The organism is Streptomyces sp. NPDC047917 (assembly GCF_043204345.1).
GTDB lineage: Bacteria > Actinomycetota > Actinomycetes > Streptomycetales > Streptomycetaceae > Streptomyces > Streptomyces sanglieri.
In genome coordinates this window covers 241,617-259,572 of record NZ_JBIDCA010000015.1, presented here as the reverse complement: position 1 = coordinate 259,572, position 17,956 = coordinate 241,617, and the positions used below count along the sequence as shown (strand labels likewise).

The 17,956-nt window shown below is 68.7% G+C and carries 9 protein-coding genes; 6 read left to right on the top strand and 3 right to left on the bottom strand.

Annotated elements, in window-relative coordinates:
* Window positions 1-155: 155 nt before the first annotated feature.
* The 6 genes from rpoB to tuf all read left to right on the top strand — a co-directional run bounded on the left by rpoB (window position 156) and on the right by tuf (window position 12,494).
* Window positions 156-3,641: a DNA-directed RNA polymerase subunit beta gene (rpoB, locus tag ACGF8B_RS33735; RefSeq protein ID WP_392745909.1), complete on the top strand. Its 3,486-nt coding sequence runs from the start codon at window positions 156-158 to the stop codon at window positions 3,639-3,641.
* A 129-nt stretch (window positions 3,642-3,770) separates the two neighbouring features.
* Entirely contained in the window at window positions 3,771-7,670 is a 3,900-nt protein-coding gene (locus tag ACGF8B_RS33730) for a DNA-directed RNA polymerase subunit beta' (protein ID WP_093540768.1), read from the top strand.
* Window positions 7,671-8,127: 457 nt separating this feature from the next.
* On the top strand, window positions 8,128-8,499 hold the full coding sequence (gene rpsL, locus ACGF8B_RS33725) for a 30S ribosomal protein S12 (RefSeq protein WP_003948652.1): 372 nt from the start codon (window positions 8,128-8,130) through the stop codon (window positions 8,497-8,499).
* Between the two features lie 2 nt (window positions 8,500-8,501).
* Window positions 8,502-8,972: a 30S ribosomal protein S7 gene (gene rpsG / locus ACGF8B_RS33720; protein ID WP_007445917.1), complete on the top strand. Its 471-nt coding sequence runs from the start codon at window positions 8,502-8,504 to the stop codon at window positions 8,970-8,972.
* A 38-nt stretch (window positions 8,973-9,010) separates the two neighbouring features.
* Window positions 9,011-11,140 carry an elongation factor G gene (fusA, locus tag ACGF8B_RS33715; protein WP_392745906.1) on the top strand — a complete coding sequence of 710 codons (2,130 nt, stop codon included), beginning with the start codon at window positions 9,011-9,013 and terminating at the stop codon, window positions 11,138-11,140.
* Between the two features lie 160 nt (window positions 11,141-11,300).
* Window positions 11,301-12,494, top strand: a complete 1,194-nt coding sequence (gene tuf, locus ACGF8B_RS33710; protein WP_266913357.1) for an elongation factor Tu — start codon at window positions 11,301-11,303, stop codon at window positions 12,492-12,494.
* A 125-nt stretch (window positions 12,495-12,619) separates the two neighbouring features.
* On the opposite strand, the gene ACGF8B_RS33705 is transcribed toward tuf, so the two are convergent.
* The 3 genes from ACGF8B_RS33705 to ACGF8B_RS33695 all read right to left on the bottom strand — a co-directional run bounded on the left by ACGF8B_RS33705 (window position 12,620) and on the right by ACGF8B_RS33695 (window position 17,869).
* On the bottom strand, window positions 12,620-14,686 hold the full coding sequence (locus tag ACGF8B_RS33705; RefSeq protein ID WP_392745946.1) for a PIG-L family deacetylase: 2,067 nt from the start codon (window positions 14,684-14,686) through the stop codon (window positions 12,620-12,622).
* A 202-nt stretch (window positions 14,687-14,888) separates the two neighbouring features.
* Window positions 14,889-15,347 carry a GNAT family N-acetyltransferase gene (locus ACGF8B_RS33700; RefSeq protein WP_392745904.1) on the bottom strand — a complete coding sequence of 153 codons (459 nt, stop codon included), beginning with the start codon at window positions 15,345-15,347 and terminating at the stop codon, window positions 14,889-14,891.
* A gap of 47 nt (window positions 15,348-15,394) precedes the next feature.
* Entirely contained in the window at window positions 15,395-17,869 is a 2,475-nt protein-coding gene (locus ACGF8B_RS33695; protein ID WP_392745902.1) for an RNA repair domain-containing protein, read from the bottom strand.
* Between the last annotated feature and the right edge of the window lie 87 nt (window positions 17,870-17,956).

Below are 17,956 nucleotides of genomic sequence, written 5' to 3'. Positions count from 1 at the left end.
CCTGCCCGTCACCAGGGGCATGCCCTCGCTTGAGCACCGATGACTGATCGTCTCTGACCTGGCCTTATTCGGTCGGATCAGGAACCGACTGTCACCGTGTCCGGCTTGGGACCGGTACGCGCGTAGTGAGTCCGAGCCCTCGGAAGGACCCCCTCTTGGCCGCCTCGCGCAACGCCTCGACCGCGAATACGAACAACGGTGCCAGCACCGCCCCGCTGCGCATCTCCTTTGCAAAGATCAAGGAGCCCCTCGAGGTTCCGAACCTCCTCGCGCTGCAGACCGAGAGCTTTGACTGGCTCCTCGGCAATGCCGCATGGAAGGCTCGCGTCGAGGCTGCTCTGGACAGTGGACAGAACGTCCCGACCAAGTCCGGCCTGGAAGAGATCTTCGAGGAGATCTCGCCGATCGAGGACTTCTCCGGGTCGATGTCGCTGACTTTCCGCGACCACCGCTTCGAGCCCCCGAAGAACTCGATCGACGAGTGCAAGGAGCGCGACTTCACGTTCGCCGCCCCGCTCTTCGTCACCGCCGAGTTCACCAACAACGAGACCGGCGAGATCAAGTCCCAGACGGTCTTCATGGGCGACTTCCCGCTCATGACCAACAAGGGCACCTTCGTCATCAACGGCACCGAGCGTGTCGTCGTGTCGCAGCTGGTCCGCTCGCCGGGTGTCTACTTCGACTCCTCCATCGACAAGACGTCCGACAAGGACATCTTCTCCGCCAAGATCATCCCGTCCCGGGGTGCCTGGCTGGAGATGGAGATCGACAAGCGCGACATGGTCGGTGTCCGCATCGACCGCAAGCGCAAGCAGTCCGTCACCGTTCTCCTGAAGGCTCTCGGTTGGACGACCGAGCAGATCCTGGAGGAGTTCGGCGAGTACGAGTCGATGCGCGCCACCCTGGAGAAGGACCACACCCAGGGCCAGGACGACGCGCTGCTCGACATCTACCGCAAGCTGCGTCCGGGCGAGCCGCCCACCCGTGAGGCCGCTCAGACGCTGCTGGAGAACCTCTACTTCAACCCGAAGCGCTACGACCTCGCGAAGGTCGGCCGCTACAAGGTGAACAAGAAGCTCGGCGCCGACGAGCCGCTCGACGCCGGTGTGCTCACCAGCGACGACGTCATCGCGACGATCAAGTACCTGGTCAAGCTGCACGCCGGTGAGACCGAGACGGTCGGCGAGTCCGGCCGCTCGATCATGGTCGAGACCGATGACATCGACCACTTCGGCAACCGTCGCATCCGCAACGTCGGCGAGCTGATCCAGAACCAGGTCCGTACGGGTCTCGCCCGTATGGAGCGCGTCGTGCGCGAGCGCATGACCACTCAGGACGTCGAGGCGATCACGCCGCAGACCCTGATCAACATCCGGCCGGTCGTCGCCTCCATCAAGGAGTTCTTCGGCACCAGCCAGCTGTCCCAGTTCATGGACCAGAACAACCCGCTGTCGGGCCTGACGCACAAGCGTCGTCTCAACGCGCTCGGCCCCGGTGGTCTCTCCCGTGAGCGGGCCGGCTTCGAAGTCCGTGACGTGCACCCCTCGCACTACGGCCGCATGTGCCCGATCGAGACGCCCGAAGGCCCGAACATCGGTCTGATCGGCTCGCTGGCCTCCTACGGCCGGATCAACGCGTTCGGCTTCATCGAGACGCCGTACCGCAAGGTCGTCGACGACCAGGTCACCGACGAGGTCGACTACCTGACCGCCGACGAGGAGGACCGCTTCGTCATCGCGCAGGCCAACGCGCCGCTGACCGACGAGCTCCGGTTCGCCGAGTCCCGCGTGCTGGTCCGCCGCCGTGGCGGCGAGGTCGACTACGTGCCCGGCACGGACGTCGACTACATGGACGTCTCGCCGCGCCAGATGGTGTCCGTCGCGACCGCGATGATCCCGTTCCTGGAGCACGACGACGCCAACCGTGCCCTCATGGGCGCGAACATGATGCGTCAGGCGGTGCCGCTGATCAAGTCCGAGGCCCCGCTCGTCGGCACCGGCATGGAGTACCGCTGCGCCACCGACGCCGGCGACGTGCTCAAGGCCGAGAAGGACGGTGTGGTCCAGGAGGTCTCCGCGGACTACATCACCGTCACGAACGACGACGGCACGTACACCACGTACCGCATCGCCAAGTTCATGCGCTCCAACCAGGGCACCTCGGTCAACCAGAAGGTCGTCGTCTCCGAGGGCGACCGGGTCATCGCCGACCAGGTCCTCGCCGACGGTCCGGCCACCGAGTTCGGTGAGATGGCCCTCGGCAAGAACCTGCTCGTGGCGTTCATGCCGTGGGAGGGTCACAACTACGAGGACGCGATCATCCTGTCGCAGCGCCTCGTGCAGGACGACGTCCTCTCCTCGATCCACATCGAGGAGCACGAGGTCGACGCCCGTGACACCAAGCTCGGCCCGGAGGAGATCACCCGGGACATCCCGAACGTCTCCGAGGAGGTCCTCGCCGACCTCGACGAGCGCGGCATCATCCGTATCGGTGCCGAGGTCGTCGCCGGCGACATCCTCGTCGGCAAGGTCACGCCCAAGGGTGAGACCGAGCTGACCCCCGAGGAGCGTCTGCTCCGCGCGATCTTCGGTGAGAAGGCGCGCGAGGTGCGCGACACCTCGCTGAAGGTGCCGCACGGTGAGATCGGCAAGGTCATCGGCGTCCGCGTCTTCGACCGCGAAGAGGGCGACGAGCTGCCGCCGGGCGTGAACCAGCTGGTCCGCGTCTACGTCGCGCAGAAGCGCAAGATCACCGACGGTGACAAGCTCGCCGGCCGTCACGGCAACAAGGGCGTCATCTCGAAGATCCTGCCGATCGAGGACATGCCGTTCCTGGAGGACGGCACCCCGGTCGACATCATCCTCAACCCGCTGGGTGTCCCGTCCCGAATGAACCCGGGACAGGTCCTGGAGATCCACCTCGGCTGGCTCGCCAGCCGCGGCTGGGACGTCTCCGGCCTCGGTGACGAGTGGGCCAAGCGCCTGCAGGCCATCGGCGCCGACCAGGTCGCCCCCGGCACCAACGTCGCCACCCCCGTCTTCGACGGTGCGCGCGAGGACGAGATCTCCGGTCTCTTCGAGGCCACGATCCCGAACCGCGACGGCGACCGCCTGGTGCAGCCCTCCGGCAAGGCCAAGCTGTTCGACGGCCGCTCCGGCGAGCCGTTCCCGGACCCGGTCTCGGTCGGCTACATGTACATCCTCAAGCTGCACCACCTCGTCGACGACAAGCTGCACGCTCGTTCGACGGGTCCGTACTCCATGATCACCCAGCAGCCGCTGGGTGGTAAGGCTCAGTTCGGTGGTCAGCGATTCGGTGAGATGGAGGTGTGGGCCCTTGAGGCATACGGCGCCGCATACGCCCTCCAGGAGCTCCTGACGATCAAGTCCGACGACGTGACCGGCCGCGTGAAGGTCTACGAGGCCATCGTCAAGGGCGAGAACATCCCCGAGCCCGGCATCCCCGAGTCCTTCAAGGTGCTCATCAAGGAAATGCAGTCGCTCTGCCTCAACGTGGAGGTGCTGTCCTCGGACGGCATGTCCATCGAGATGCGCGACACGGACGAGGACGTCTTCCGCGCGGCGGAGGAGCTCGGTATCGACCTGTCCCGGCGCGAGCCGAGCAGCGTCGAAGAGGTCTGACGGGTTGGCCGGCCGGATCCCAGTGATCCGGCCGGCTCTCCCCGGACCCGTTCAGACCATTGCTGAAGTGCCCCGTTTTCTCGCCTGACGCGAGGGGGCTCGAACCCCCGAAAGAGGGATTGACGACAAGTGCTCGACGTCAACTTCTTCGACGAGCTGCGGATCGGCCTTGCCACCGCGGACGACATCCGGACCTGGTCCCACGGCGAAGTGAAGAAGCCGGAGACCATCAACTACCGCACGCTCAAGCCCGAAAAGGACGGACTCTTCTGCGAGAAGATCTTCGGTCCGACCCGGGACTGGGAGTGCTACTGCGGCAAGTACAAGCGTGTCCGCTTCAAGGGCATCATCTGTGAGCGCTGTGGCGTCGAGGTCACGCGCGCCAAGGTGCGACGTGAGCGCATGGGCCACATCGAGCTTGCCGCTCCCGTCACGCACATCTGGTACTTCAAGGGCGTCCCGTCGCGCCTGGGCTACCTCCTCGACCTCGCGCCGAAGGACCTGGAAAAGGTCATCTACTTCGCCGCGTACATGATCACGTTCGTGGACGAGGAGCGCCGTACGCGCGACCTGCCGTCGCTGGAGGCGCACGTCTCCGTCGAGCGTCAGCAGATCGAGAACCGCCGCGACGCCGACCTCGAAGCCCGCGCCAAGAAGCTTGAGACCGACCTGGCCGAGCTGGAGGCCGAGGGCGCCAAGGCCGACGTGCGCCGCAAGGTGCGCGAAGGTGCCGAGCGCGAGATGAAGCAGCTGCGCGACCGCGCGCAGCGCGAGATCGACCGTCTCGACGAGGTGTGGAGCCGCTTCAAGAACCTCAAGGTCCAGGACCTGGAGGGCGACGAGCTGCTCTACCGCGAGCTGCGTGACCGCTTCGGCACGTACTTCGACGGCTGCATGGGCGCTGCCGCCCTGCAGAAGCGCCTGGAGTCCTTCGACCTCGACGAGGAGGCCGAGCGCCTCCGCGAGATCATCCGCACCGGCAAGGGCCAGAAGAAGACCCGTGCGCTCAAGCGCCTCAAGGTCGTCTCCGCGTTCCTGCAGACCAGCAACAAGCCCAAGGGCATGGTGCTCGACTGCGTGCCGGTCATCCCGCCGGACCTGCGTCCGATGGTGCAGCTGGACGGTGGCCGCTTCGCGACCTCCGACCTGAACGACCTGTACCGCCGTGTGATCAACCGCAACAACCGTCTGAAGCGCCTGCTGGACCTGGGCGCTCCGGAGATCATCGTCAACAACGAGAAGCGCATGCTTCAGGAGGCTGTTGACGCCCTCTTCGACAACGGTCGTCGTGGTCGCCCGGTCACCGGTCCCGGCAACCGCCCGCTCAAGTCCCTCAGCGACATGCTGAAGGGCAAGCAGGGTCGATTCCGTCAGAACCTTCTCGGTAAGCGTGTGGACTACTCCGCGCGTTCCGTGATCGTCGTCGGCCCGCAGCTCAAGCTGCACCAGTGCGGTCTGCCGAAGGCCATGGCGCTGGAGCTCTTCAAGCCGTTCGTGATGAAGCGCCTGGTCGACCTGAACCACGCGCAGAACATCAAGTCGGCCAAGCGCATGGTCGAGCGCGGCCGCACGGTCGTGTACGACGTCCTGGAAGAGGTCATCGCCGAGCACCCGGTTCTCCTGAACCGTGCGCCGACGCTGCACCGCCTCGGCATCCAGGCCTTCGAGCCGCAGCTGGTCGAGGGCAAGGCCATCCAGATCCACCCGCTCGTCTGCACCGCGTTCAACGCGGACTTCGACGGTGACCAGATGGCCGTGCACCTGCCGCTCTCCGCGGAGGCGCAGGCCGAGGCCCGCATCCTGATGCTGTCCTCGAACAACATCCTGAAGCCGGCCGACGGTCGTCCCGTCACCATGCCGACCCAGGACATGGTGCTGGGCCTGTTCTTCCTCACCACGGACGAGGAGGAGCGCAAGGTCATCGGCCAGGGCCGCTCCTTCGGCTCCACGGCCGAGGCGATCATGGCCTTCGACGCCCGCGAGCTGTCGCTCCAGGCGAAGGTCGACATCCGCTTCCCGGTGGGCACCATCCCGCCGCGTGGCTGGGTGCCGCCGGTCGCCGAGGAAGGCGAGCAGGAGTACCAGCAGGGCGACACGTTCCGGCTGCGTACGTCCCTGGGCCGCGCGCTCTTCAACGAGCTGCTGCCCGAGGACTACCCGTTCGTCGACTACTCGGTCGGCAAGAAGCAGCTCTCCGAGATCGTCAACGACCTCGCCGAGCGCTACCCCAAGGTCATCGTGGCGGCGACGCTCGACAACCTGAAGGCGGCCGGCTTCCACTGGGCGACCCGTTCCGGTGTCACCGTGGCCATCTCCGACGTCGTGGTCCCCGAGGCCAAGAAGGCGATCGTCGCCGGCTACGAGGCGCAGGACGAGAAGGTCCAGAAGCAGTACGAGCGCGGTCTGATCACCAAGGACGAGCGCACGCAGGAGCTCATCGCGATCTGGACCAAGGCGACCAACGAGGTTGCCGAGGCGATGAACGCGAACTTCCCCAAGACGAACCCCATCTTCATGATGGTTGACTCGGGTGCCCGAGGAAACATGATGCAGATGCGTCAGATCGCCGGTATGCGTGGTCTGGTGTCCAACGCCAAGAACGAGACGATCCCGCGTCCCATCAAGGCGTCCTTCCGTGAGGGCCTCACCGTTCTGGAGTACTTCATCTCCACGCACGGTGCCCGTAAGGGTCTGGCGGACACCGCCCTGCGTACCGCCGACTCGGGTTACCTGACCCGTCGTCTGGTGGACGTCTCGCAGGACGTGATCATTCGCGAGGAGGACTGCGGCACCGACCGCGGCCTCAAGCTGAAGATCGCCGTCAAGGGCGCGGACGGTGTGCTCCGCAAGACGGAGGACGTCGAGACCTCGGTCTACGCCCGCATGCTCGCCGAGGACGTCGTGGTGGACGGCAAGGTCATCGCGCCTGCCAACGTCGACCTCGGTGACGTCCTGATCGACGCCCTGGTGGGCGCCGGCGTCGAGGAGGTCAAGACCCGTTCGGTCCTGACCTGTGAGTCCGCGGTCGGCACCTGTGCCTTCTGCTACGGACGCTCGCTCGCCACCGGCAAGCTGGTCGACATCGGTGAGGCGGTCGGCATCATCGCCGCCCAGTCCATCGGTGAGCCCGGTACCCAGCTGACGATGCGTACCTTCCACACCGGTGGTGTGGCCGGTGACGACATCACCCAGGGTCTGCCCCGAGTCGTCGAGCTCTTCGAAGCCCGTACGCCCAAGGGTGTCGCCCCGATCTCGGAGTCCGCGGGCCGGGTCCGGATCGAGGAGACCGAGAAGACCAAGAAGCTCGTGGTCACGCCGGACGACGGCAGCGACGAGATCCCGTTCCCGATCTCGAAGCGCGCCCGTCTGCTGGTGGGCGAGGGCGACCACGTCGAGGTGGGCCAGAAGCTCACCGTGGGTGCCACCAACCCGCACGACGTGCTGCGGATCCTCGGTCAGCGCGCGGTCCAGGTCCACCTGGTCGGCGAGGTCCAGAAGGTCTACAACTCGCAGGGCGTGTCGATCCACGACAAGCACATCGAGATCATCATCCGGCAGATGCTGCGCCGCGTGACGATCATCGAGTCCGGCGACGCGGAGCTGCTGCCGGGCGAGCTCGTCGAGCGCTCGAAGTTCGAGACCGAGAACCGTCGTGTGGTCACCGAGGGCGGTCACCCCGCCTCCGGCCGTCCGCAGCTGATGGGTATCACCAAGGCCTCGCTGGCGACGGAATCCTGGCTGTCGGCCGCCTCCTTCCAGGAGACGACCCGAGTCCTGACGGATGCGGCGATCAACGCCAAGTCCGACAGCCTCATCGGCCTCAAGGAGAACGTCATCATCGGTAAGCTCATCCCGGCCGGTACGGGTCTGTCCCGTTACCGCAACATCCGGGTCGAGCCGACCGAGGAGGCCAAGGCCGCGATGTACTCGGCCGTCGGCTACGACGACATCGACTACTCGCCGTTCGGCACGGGCTCCGGCCAGGCCGTTCCGCTGGAGGACTACGACTACGGTCCGTACAACCAGTAGGCGAGTCGTTTGACCGACCGGAGGGCGGTCACCCCGTTTCGTACGGGGTGGCCGCCCTCCGGCGTGTGATACGTCACTGTCCTCCGGCCGGCCGGAGGACCCCGGGACGGCCCGGATTGGGGCCCGGAGGCCCTGTGCGGGGCTGTGGGCGGCCTCTGGGGCGCGGGAAGCCGTGGGTACGGGTCGGGACAAGCCGGGCGCACGGTCCGGCGTGTCGCGGCGGACAGCATTTGTTTTGACCGGAGTCGACGAGGTAGGTACGCTCAGACCTTGTGCCTGGGGTGTGCCTGGGCTCGTGTGCGTGTCCTCAACCGCATGGCGAGTCCGTCAGTGGCTACCGCAATCTGCGCTCCTTCTGCCTTGCGGCAGAAGCCTGCAGTATTCGACACACCCGACCGCGTGGGTCGGTGACGTTCCAGGTTAGTTTCACGAACGGCACACAGAAACCGGAGAAGTAGTGCCTACGATCCAGCAGCTGGTCCGGAAGGGCCGGCAGGACAAGGTCGAGAAGAACAAGACGCCCGCGCTCGAGGGTTCGCCCCAGCGCCGCGGCGTCTGCACGCGTGTGTTCACGACCACCCCGAAGAAGCCGAACTCGGCCCTCCGTAAGGTCGCGCGTGTGCGTCTGACCTCCGGTATCGAGGTCACGGCCTACATCCCGGGTGAGGGACACAACCTGCAGGAGCACTCCATCGTGCTCGTGCGTGGTGGCCGTGTGAAGGACCTGCCGGGTGTTCGTTACAAGATCATCCGCGGCTCGCTCGACACCCAGGGTGTCAAGAACCGCAAGCAGGCCCGCAGCCGCTACGGCGCCAAGAAGGAGAAGTAAGAATGCCTCGTAAGGGCCCCGCCCCGAAGCGCCCGGTCATCATCGACCCGGTCTACAGCTCTCCTCTTGTCACCTCGCTGATCAACAAGATCCTGCTGGACGGCAAGCGCTCCACCGCCGAGCGAATCGTGTACGGCGCCATGGAGGGCCTCCGCGAGAAGACCGGCAACGACCCGGTCATCACGCTGAAGCGCGCGCTTGAGAACGTCAAGCCCTCGCTTGAGGTCAAGTCCCGCCGTGTCGGTGGCGCCACCTACCAGGTGCCGATCGAGGTCAAGCCCGGTCGCGCCTCCACCCTCGCACTGCGCTGGCTCGTGGGTTACTCCCGCGCCCGTCGTGAGAAGACCATGACCGAGCGCCTCATGAACGAGCTGCTCGACGCCTCCAACGGTCTTGGCGCTGCTGTCAAGAAGCGTGAGGACACCCACAAGATGGCCGAGTCCAACAAGGCCTTCGCGCACTACCGCTGGTAGTCGCTACCCACATCGAGACCGAGAGAAGATTGAGCCTTATGGCCACCACTTCGCTTGACCTGGCCAAGGTCCGCAACATCGGGATCATGGCCCACATCGACGCGGGCAAGACGACCACCACTGAGCGGATCCTGTTCTACACCGGCGTCTCGTACAAGATCGGTGAGGTCCACGACGGCGCTGCCACGATGGACTGGATGGAGCAGGAGCAGGAGCGCGGCATCACGATCACGTCCGCCGCGACGACCTGCCACTGGCCGCTCAATGATGTTGACCACACCATCAACATCATCGACACCCCGGGTCACGTCGACTTCACCGTCGAGGTGGAGCGTTCGCTCCGCGTCCTCGACGGCGCCGTCACCGTGTTCGACGGTGTGGCGGGCGTCGAGCCGCAGTCCGAGACCGTGTGGCGTCAGGCGGACCGCTACGGCGTGCCGCGTATCTGCTTCGTCAACAAGCTCGACCGCACCGGTGCCGACTTCCTGCGCTGCGTCCAGATGATCGTGGACCGCCTCGGCGCGACCCCGATCGTCATGCAGCTCCCGATCGGCGCGGAGGCCGACTTCACGGGCGTCGTCGACCTCGTGTCGATGCAGGCCTTCGTGTACCCGGAAGAGGCCGCCAAGGGCGAGATGTACAACGTCGTCGAGATCCCGGACAACCTCAAGGAGGCCGCCGAGGAATGGCGCGGCAAGCTCCTTGAGGCCGTGGCCGAGAACGACGACGCCATGATGGAGCTGTACCTGGAGGGCAACGAGCCCACCCAGGAGCAGCTGCACGAGGCCATCCGCCGGATCACCCTCGCATCGAAGGGCGGCGCCGACTCCGTCACCGTCACCCCGGTGTTCTGTGGCACCGCGTTCAAGAACAAGGGCGTCCAGCCCCTGCTCGACGCGGTCGTCCGCTACCTGCCCTCCCCCCTGGACGTCGAGGCCATCGAAGGCCACGACCCCAAGGACCCGGAGAAGGTCATCGAGCGCAAGCCCTCGGACGACGAGCCGTTCTCCGGCCTGGCGTTCAAGATCGCGAGCGACCCGCACCTCGGCAAGCTCACCTTCGTCCGGATCTACTCCGGTCGCCTGGAGGCCGGCACCGCGGTGCTGAACTCCGTCAAGGGCAAGAAGGAGCGCATCGGCAAGATCTACCGCATGCACGCGAACAAGCGTGAGGAGATCGCGTCGGTGGGCGCCGGTGACATCATCGCCGTCATGGGCCTGAAGCAGACCACCACCGGTGAGACGCTGTGTGACGACAAGAACCCGGTCATCCTGGAGTCCATGGACTTCCCGGCGCCGGTCATTCAGGTCGCCATCGAGCCCAAGTCCAAGGGCGACCAGGAGAAGCTGGGTGTCGCCATCCAGCGCCTCTCCGAGGAGGACCCGTCCTTCCAGGTGCACTCCGACGAGGAGACCGGCCAGACCATCATCGGTGGTATGGGCGAGCTTCACCTCGAAGTGCTCGTCGACCGCATGAAGCGCGAATTCCGCGTCGAGGCGAACGTCGGCAAGCCGCAGGTCGCGTACCGCGAGACGATCCGCAAGGCCGTCGAGCGCATCGACTACACGCACAAGAAGCAGACTGGTGGTACCGGCCAGTTCGCGAAGGTGCAGATCGCCCTTGAGCCCATCGAGGGTGGCGACGCGTCCTACGAGTTCGTCAACAAGGTCACCGGTGGCCGCATCCCCCGTGAGTACATCCCCTCGGTGGACGCGGGTGCCCAGGAGGCCATGCAGTTCGGCATCCTGGCCGGCTACGAGATGGTGGGCGTCCGCGTCACCCTTCTCGACGGTGGTTACCACGAGGTCGACTCCTCCGAGCTCGCCTTCAAGATCGCCGGTTCGCAGGCGTTCAAGGAGGGTGCTCGCAAGGCGTCCCCCGTGCTCCTTGAGCCGATGATGGCCGTCGAGGTCACCACGCCCGAGGACTACATGGGCGATGTCATCGGTGACCTCAACTCCCGCCGTGGCCAGATCCAGGCCATGGAGGAGCGCAGCGGCGCTCGCGTCGTGAAGGGCCTCGTGCCCCTCTCGGAGATGTTCGGCTACGTCGGAGACCTCCGCAGCAAGACCTCGGGTCGCGCAAGCTACTCGATGCAGTTCGACTCCTACGCCGAGGTTCCGCGGAACGTCGCCGAGGAGATCATCGCGAAGGCCAAGGGCGAGTAACTCTCCCGAGCTCACGCTTTAGGCTTGTCACCGGAGCCTGGTGGGGCATTCGTCGCAGAGCGGAAGTTCTGCGGTGACTGCCCCCGGCACCGGCATCCCAGCAAAGATCACCTGGCGCCGATGAAGCAAGGCGTACAGAACCACTCCACAGGAGGACCCAGTGGCGAAGGCGAAGTTCGAGCGGACTAAGCCGCACGTCAACATCGGCACCATCGGTCACATCGACCACGGTAAGACGACCCTCACGGCCGCCATTACCAAGGTGCTGCACGACGCGTACCCGGACCTGAACGAGGCCTCGGCCTTCGACCAGATCGACAAGGCTCCCGAGGAGCGCCAGCGCGGTATCACGATCTCGATCGCGCACGTCGAGTACCAGACGGAGTCGCGTCACTACGCGCACGTCGACTGCCCGGGTCACGCGGACTACATCAAGAACATGATCACGGGTGCCGCGCAGATGGACGGCGCCATCCTCGTGGTCGCCGCCACCGACGGCCCGATGCCGCAGACCAAGGAGCACGTGCTCCTGGCCCGCCAGGTCGGCGTTCCGTACATCGTCGTCGCCCTGAACAAGGCCGACATGGTGGACGACGAGGAGATCCTGGAGCTCGTCGAGCTCGAGGTCCGTGAGCTCCTCTCCGAGTACGAGTTCCCGGGCGACGACCTTCCGGTCGTCAAGGTCTCGGCGCTCAAGGCTCTTGAGGGCGACAAGGAGTGGGGCCAGACCGTCCTCGACCTGATGAAGGCCGTCGACGAGAACATCCCGCAGCCCGAGCGTGACGTCGACAAGCCGTTCCTGATGCCGATCGAGGACGTCTTCACGATCACCGGTCGTGGCACCGTCGTCACCGGTCGTATCGAGCGCGGTATCCTGAAGGTCAACGAGACCGTCGACATCGTCGGTATCAAGCAGGAGAAGACCACCACCACGGTCACCGGCATCGAGATGTTCCGCAAGCTGCTCGACGAGGGCCAGGCCGGTGAGAACGTCGGTCTGCTCCTCCGTGGCATCAAGCGCGAGGACGTCGAGCGCGGCCAGGTCATCATCAAGCCCGGTTCGGTCACGCCGCACACCGAGTTCGAGGCCCAGGCCTACATCCTGTCGAAGGACGAGGGTGGCCGTCACACCCCGTTCTTCAACAACTACCGCCCGCAGTTCTACTTCCGTACCACGGACGTGACGGGCGTGGTGACCCTTCCCGAGGGCACCGAGATGGTCATGCCGGGTGACAACACCGTCATGACGGTCAACCTCATCCAGCCTGTCGCGATGGAAGAGGGCCTGAAGTTCGCCATCCGTGAGGGTGGCCGGACCGTGGGCGCCGGCCAGGTCACCAAGATCGTCAAGTAATTACCTGACTGTCTGACCTGGTTGCTCCGCACAGAGCACCGAGAAGGGCCCCGGCCCGCCGCGCGAGCGGTGGACCGGGGCCCTTCTTCATGTGCGGATCATGTGGTGTGCGGCGGGGGCACCGTTCAGGGGCGCCAGAGCCAGGGCAGGGCGTCCGGGCCCATCGCCACCACCGTCGGCCGTCCGTCCTTCCCGACGTGCAGGGCCGGCCCGTCCAGCGCCACCGGCCCGCGCCGCCGTACGGAGCGTCCGGCGGGCGTACGGAGCTGGAGGAGGCCCGAGGCGGTGCGGCCGAGCAGTACCGGGGCCCCCGCCGACCCGGCGGCGGTCACCGGCCCGTACCCGTCCAGGTCCGCCCGGCCCCCGGTCAGCCGCCCGTATCCGTCGATGCCGGTCTCGTCGGCCGTCTCCCCGGTCCGTACGGTCGTCAGGGCGGCCTTCGCCGCCGCCCGGTAGAACAGCTCGACGGTGCCGTCCGCCCCGGGCAGCGCGGCCGGGCCGTCCCCGGGCACCGGCACCCCGGAGATCTGGGTGCGCGCGGTCAGAGCCTCGCCGGGCGCGTCCTGCGTCCAGTGGTGCACCGCGAACCGGCCCGCCGCGTAGACATGGACGCACCCCTCGGAGTCCACCACGGCGCTCAGCCCGTCCTGGATCTCGCCACCGCCCATGTCCTGCCACCGGCTCCACCGGCCGGCCGTGTCCCGTACCCGGGTGCTGACGCCCTTCTCCGCGTTCCGTACGAAGAGGTGCACCCGCCCGTCCGGCGCGGCTGCCGCGACCGGGACGCCGATCCGGCGCCCGCCGTCGTGGCCGTGCACCGGGTTGCCCAGCCCCTGCCAGGCGCGGAAGGGGCCGCCGGGGGAGCGCTGCTCCAGCGCGACGATCTCGCGCTCGTTGTCCGCGCCGTGCCCGCCGATCGCCGAGAACCGCAGCCCGAAGAGCAGATGGCGCCCGTCCGGCAGCGTCGCGCTCCCGAGCACCGGTGCGAGCGGTCCGCCGCCGAGATCGTCCGGCGCGTCCCACACCCCGCTGCCCGGCGCGCTCTCGCGCCACCGCACCGCCCGCAGGCCCAGCACCCCGTAGGCGACGAGCCGGTCGTCCGGTTCGGCGGCGACGGCGGGGCGGGGGCCCGGGTAGCGGTAGTGGGTGGAGCGCACCCAGCCCTTCCGGTTGGTCAGCGGCCGGTCGCCGCCCACGTTGTAGTCCCCGCAGCCCGCCGGATTGCCGCACCGCCAGTCCGCGGAGCCGCCGTACGGCACCAGGTGCGACGCCTTCCCGGCCAGCACGACGGGCGGCAGGTTCTTCGGCCAGTGCCGGTTGTAGTAGGCCCGGAACGCCGCGGTGGCGAAGCTCGGCACCTGGCCCCCGTCCCGAGTGGTGCGGGCCACCCACCGGATCAGCGACGCCCAGGTGAACAGCGCCGCGGCGGTGTGGTCGGGATGGTCGGAGTAGCCCTGCTGCTCGCTGTCCCGGCGCCGGACGGCCTCGCTGCTGTGCTGGATGTCGGGGTCCGGGTCCATGGTGTGCAGGACGCTGGGCCGGTACCGCTCGAACAGCCCGGCCAGTACGTCGATCAGCCCGTCGTAGGTGTACGAACCCACCTTCCTGAGCGGCGAGCCGTCGGCGACGACGGTCGGCAGCACCAGCCGCCGGTCCTGCCAGAGGCTGGGCAGGCCCAGCCGCCCGTACGTGGTGTGCATGGCGGTGTTGATGAAGATCAGCTCGACCCGGCGGCCGAGGTTGGTGAGGGTGTCGATCTCGGCGCGGTGGCCGCCGTGCAGCTCGATGACGGACTTCTGCCACGGGGTGAACCTGCCGAGGCCGAGCAGGGTCGCGTACGCCTGGCGGAGACCCTGGTGGCGCGAGGAGGAGTACGCGGACTTGTCGGGCACGGGCACCGGGCGGCCCGGCATGCGGTTTATGCCGGTGGCCTCGCCGCCGGTCAGATAGACGCAGACCAGCGGGGTTCCGGCGTCGAGGGCCTGCTGGGTGTCCGGGTTCATGAAGTACAGGTCGTCGTCCGGGTGGGCGAGGACCTGCATCATCAGGGCCGGGTGCGAGGTGCTTATCCGCAGTCCGGGCATCGGGTCCGCGGCCGGATCGCGGCGGCGGGGCGGCGAGGGCGCCGTGCAGGCGCTGAGGGCCGCCAGGCCGGTCGCGCCGGCCGCCGCCAGCAGGGTGCGCCGCGGCATTCCCGGGCGCGCTGCGCGCAAGGCAGGTCGATCCGTCACACCGTGCTCCGTCCACTTCCCCCGCAGCGGGCGGCCGGACGGCCCTGTGCTGCGTACCGAATCCATGCAGGTCGCGGAGGGTGGCGAGCCGCTGCTGCGGGGGGATAGACGGAGATTCCAGAAGGTGGGTTGCCTGGATATCCGATGATGTGACCCGGACGGTTCAACGCGCGGGTGGACGCACCATGAACACATCGATCGGGTCCTGGCGCTCCTCGGTGAACCCGTGCCGTTCGTACAGCGCCCGGGCGGCGCTGCCCCGGAGCACGTCCAGCCGCACGGTGGCACCCTGCTCGTCGGCCCGCGCGAGCAGCGCGCGGAGCACCGCGGTGCCCGTGCCGCGCCCGTGGAGTGCGGGGGAGAGGCAGAAGTTCTCCAGCCGCAGCCCGCCGTCGACCGGGCGCAGGGTCACGGTCCCGGCGATCTCGCCGTCCACGACCACGACCGAGGTGTGCCCCGGTACGTAGCCGTCCCGCATCCGCCGGCGTACGCGGTGTTCGTCGTAACGCCCCAGCCGCTCCAGGTCGGGGCGCATCGCGGCGGCCCTGAGTTCGGCCAGGGCCTCGATGTCCTCGGGCAGGGCGGGGCGCAGGGCCCAGGTGGCGGTGGTGCTCGTGTTCATGGACGGATCCTCGCAGGGCGGGAGGGGCAGGCCCGCTCCGGCCGCCCTCACCGCAGGTCCGGCGCCTCGGCGCGGTCCGCCCGGCGCAGCCCCGCCTCCGGGATGCCGCGCAGCAACTCCGCGCCGATCTCCGCGAGCCGGTTCCCGTCGGGCGGGGTACGGCCCAGGCCGATGGCGTACTGGACGTGGGTCGTGTCGCTGCCGCACGGGCGGGGCCAGGCGTGCGCGTCCGGGGAACCGGCCTTTGCGAGGGCGGCGAGCAGGGCCAGGAGGCGGCCGCGCAGCCGTCCCTCGTCGGCGCCCCGCCGCACGGAGACGATCGCCCAGGCGGTGTGGCGCAGGTGCAGCGGCGGCGGGGTGCGGAGCAGGTCGTGCGGTACGGGGCCGGTGTCACCGGCGGACTCCAGGATCTCCCAGGCGCGGAAGAGCTCCTCGGCGATCAGGTCGCGGCCGGCGGGGGATACCTGTGTGGTGCAGGAGCGGACGGGGGTGGTCGGGGTGAGGACGGTGAGGGGGAGTGTGTTGGGGCTGTTGGGTCCGCCGGGGCCGCTGGCGCAGCCGGGCCCATTGGTCCCGCCGGGACCGCTGGCGCTGCTGAGGCAGACGGTCTCACCGGTCTCACGGGTCTCACCGGGCCCGCCGGTCTCATCGGGCCCGCCGGTCTCATCGGGCCCGCCGGTCTCACCGGGCCCGCCGGTCCCGCCGGTCCCACCGACCCCACCGGGGCCGTCGGGACCGTTGGGTCCGCCGGCCCCGTCCGAGCCGCCGGCCCCACCGGAGCCGACCGGGCGGTCCCAGTCCCAGGTGGCCCAGGTCGCGAAGAAGTGCCTGAGCAGGGGGAGTGGAGGCAGGTCGCCCGACTCGTGGGCGGTACGGGCCGCGAGCACCGACCAGGCGAGGCCCGGCAGCCCGCCGCACGGCGCGGAGTCCAGGCCGCGCGCCCGCGCCCACCCCTTCACCTCGCGGGCGAGCCCCGTGAACGCCGCCCGGTGCGGGTCCGCCGCCGCGAGCACGGCATCCGCGTCGCTCACCGCGCTGAGCGCCGTGGCCGCCGCCTCGCCCAGCTTGGTGCGCCCGGCCACCGCCCCGGCCGGGGCGAGACCGCCCGTCGCCACGGTCACCAGGTCCACCTTCAGGCCGCCGAGGCCGAAGCGCAGGCCCGGTACGCGGGCGCCGGTCACCTCGTGCAGGTCCACAGCGTCCGGCAGGGCCGCGGCCAGCCGCTCCCGTACCCCCGGCAGATCCACGGCACCGGGCAGCGCCGCGACCAGGTCCACGTCCGCGCCGGGCAGCGCGCAGCCCATCCGCCGGGAGCCGGCCAGGTGGACAGAGCCTTCCGGCAGGGCGTCGGCCACCCGGCGCACGGCATCGGCCGCGCACGCCTCCTCCGCCGCCACCCGGGCCGCGTCCCGCACCACCCCGGCTGCCAGTTCCACGCGTACCCCGAAGTGGTCCGAGACGTACAGCCCGTCCGCCGTAGGCACATCGCCCAGCAGTACCGCCGAGACGGGACGCAGCCGCTCCGGACGGATCAGCACCCGGTCCAGCCGGGACACCCGCCCGGTCAGGGACGAGACCGCGGCCAGCGGATTGACCGACGGGTCGAAGGTGGGTGTCCGGTCGTCCGCGCCGTGCACCCGGCTCCAGGCGTCCGTCATCCCCAGCCGGTCCTGCGGGGTGTCCCCGCCGTCGTTGAAGTCGCCGAGCAGTGTCACATCACCCTCGACCGCCGCCAACCCCGTTGCCAGATCGGCCAGTTCGGCATCGCGCCGGTCGGCGCCGTCGGCCGAGTGGTCGCTGCTGAGATGGGTCGCCGCGACCGTGACCGGTCCGTCCGGCCCGTCCACGACGACCGCCGCGACCGCCTTGTGCGGGCCGAGGGCGTGCAGGCCCGCCTCGCGCACCGGCACCCGGCTGAGCAGCAGCAGACCGCAGTCGGCGACGTCCCGGCCCGCCGGGTCGGCCCAGAACGTGTAGTCCTCGCGGACCCAGGGCGCCGCCAGCAGCAGGGTGAGCAGCGCCGGTTCGGCCTCCTGGAGGGCGATCACATCGGCGTCCGCGGCGCGCAGCGCGTCGAGCAGGAGCGGTCGGCGCCGGGCGGTGTCGATGCGGTCGCTGTCGTAGCGGTCCCAGAGGGTGTTCCAGGTCAGCAGCGTCAGCGGGGCGACCGGCGCGGGCGCCGGAGGGTCCTCGGGCACCGGCGTCCAGGCGGCCTCCGGAGCGGAGAACGCGTGCGGCGTACGGGAGATGAAGTACGGGGACGGCAGCCGGCGCGGGGCGCGTATCCGCCCGGCGTCCGTGGCGTCGATCCGGTCCACGCCCGAGGACCGGTCCCACACCACCTCGCCGTCCGCCTCGAAGAACAGCACCCGGTGCCAGGGGATGTCCCCGCCGGGCGTGAAGCGGGGCAGCGGCACCCGCTTGGGCACGGCCCCGCGCTGCGCCACGCCCAGCACGAAGCGCGCCGGGTCGAACCGGGCGTCCCAGCGGACCCGGTGGTAGATCTCCTCGCTGGTACGCATCAGGGGCCTTTCGTTCGGAGCAGGACGGAACAGGACGGAGCACGGGGCCTGAGCGCGGGCCCCGCGAGCCCGGCCCGGTCCGGACGG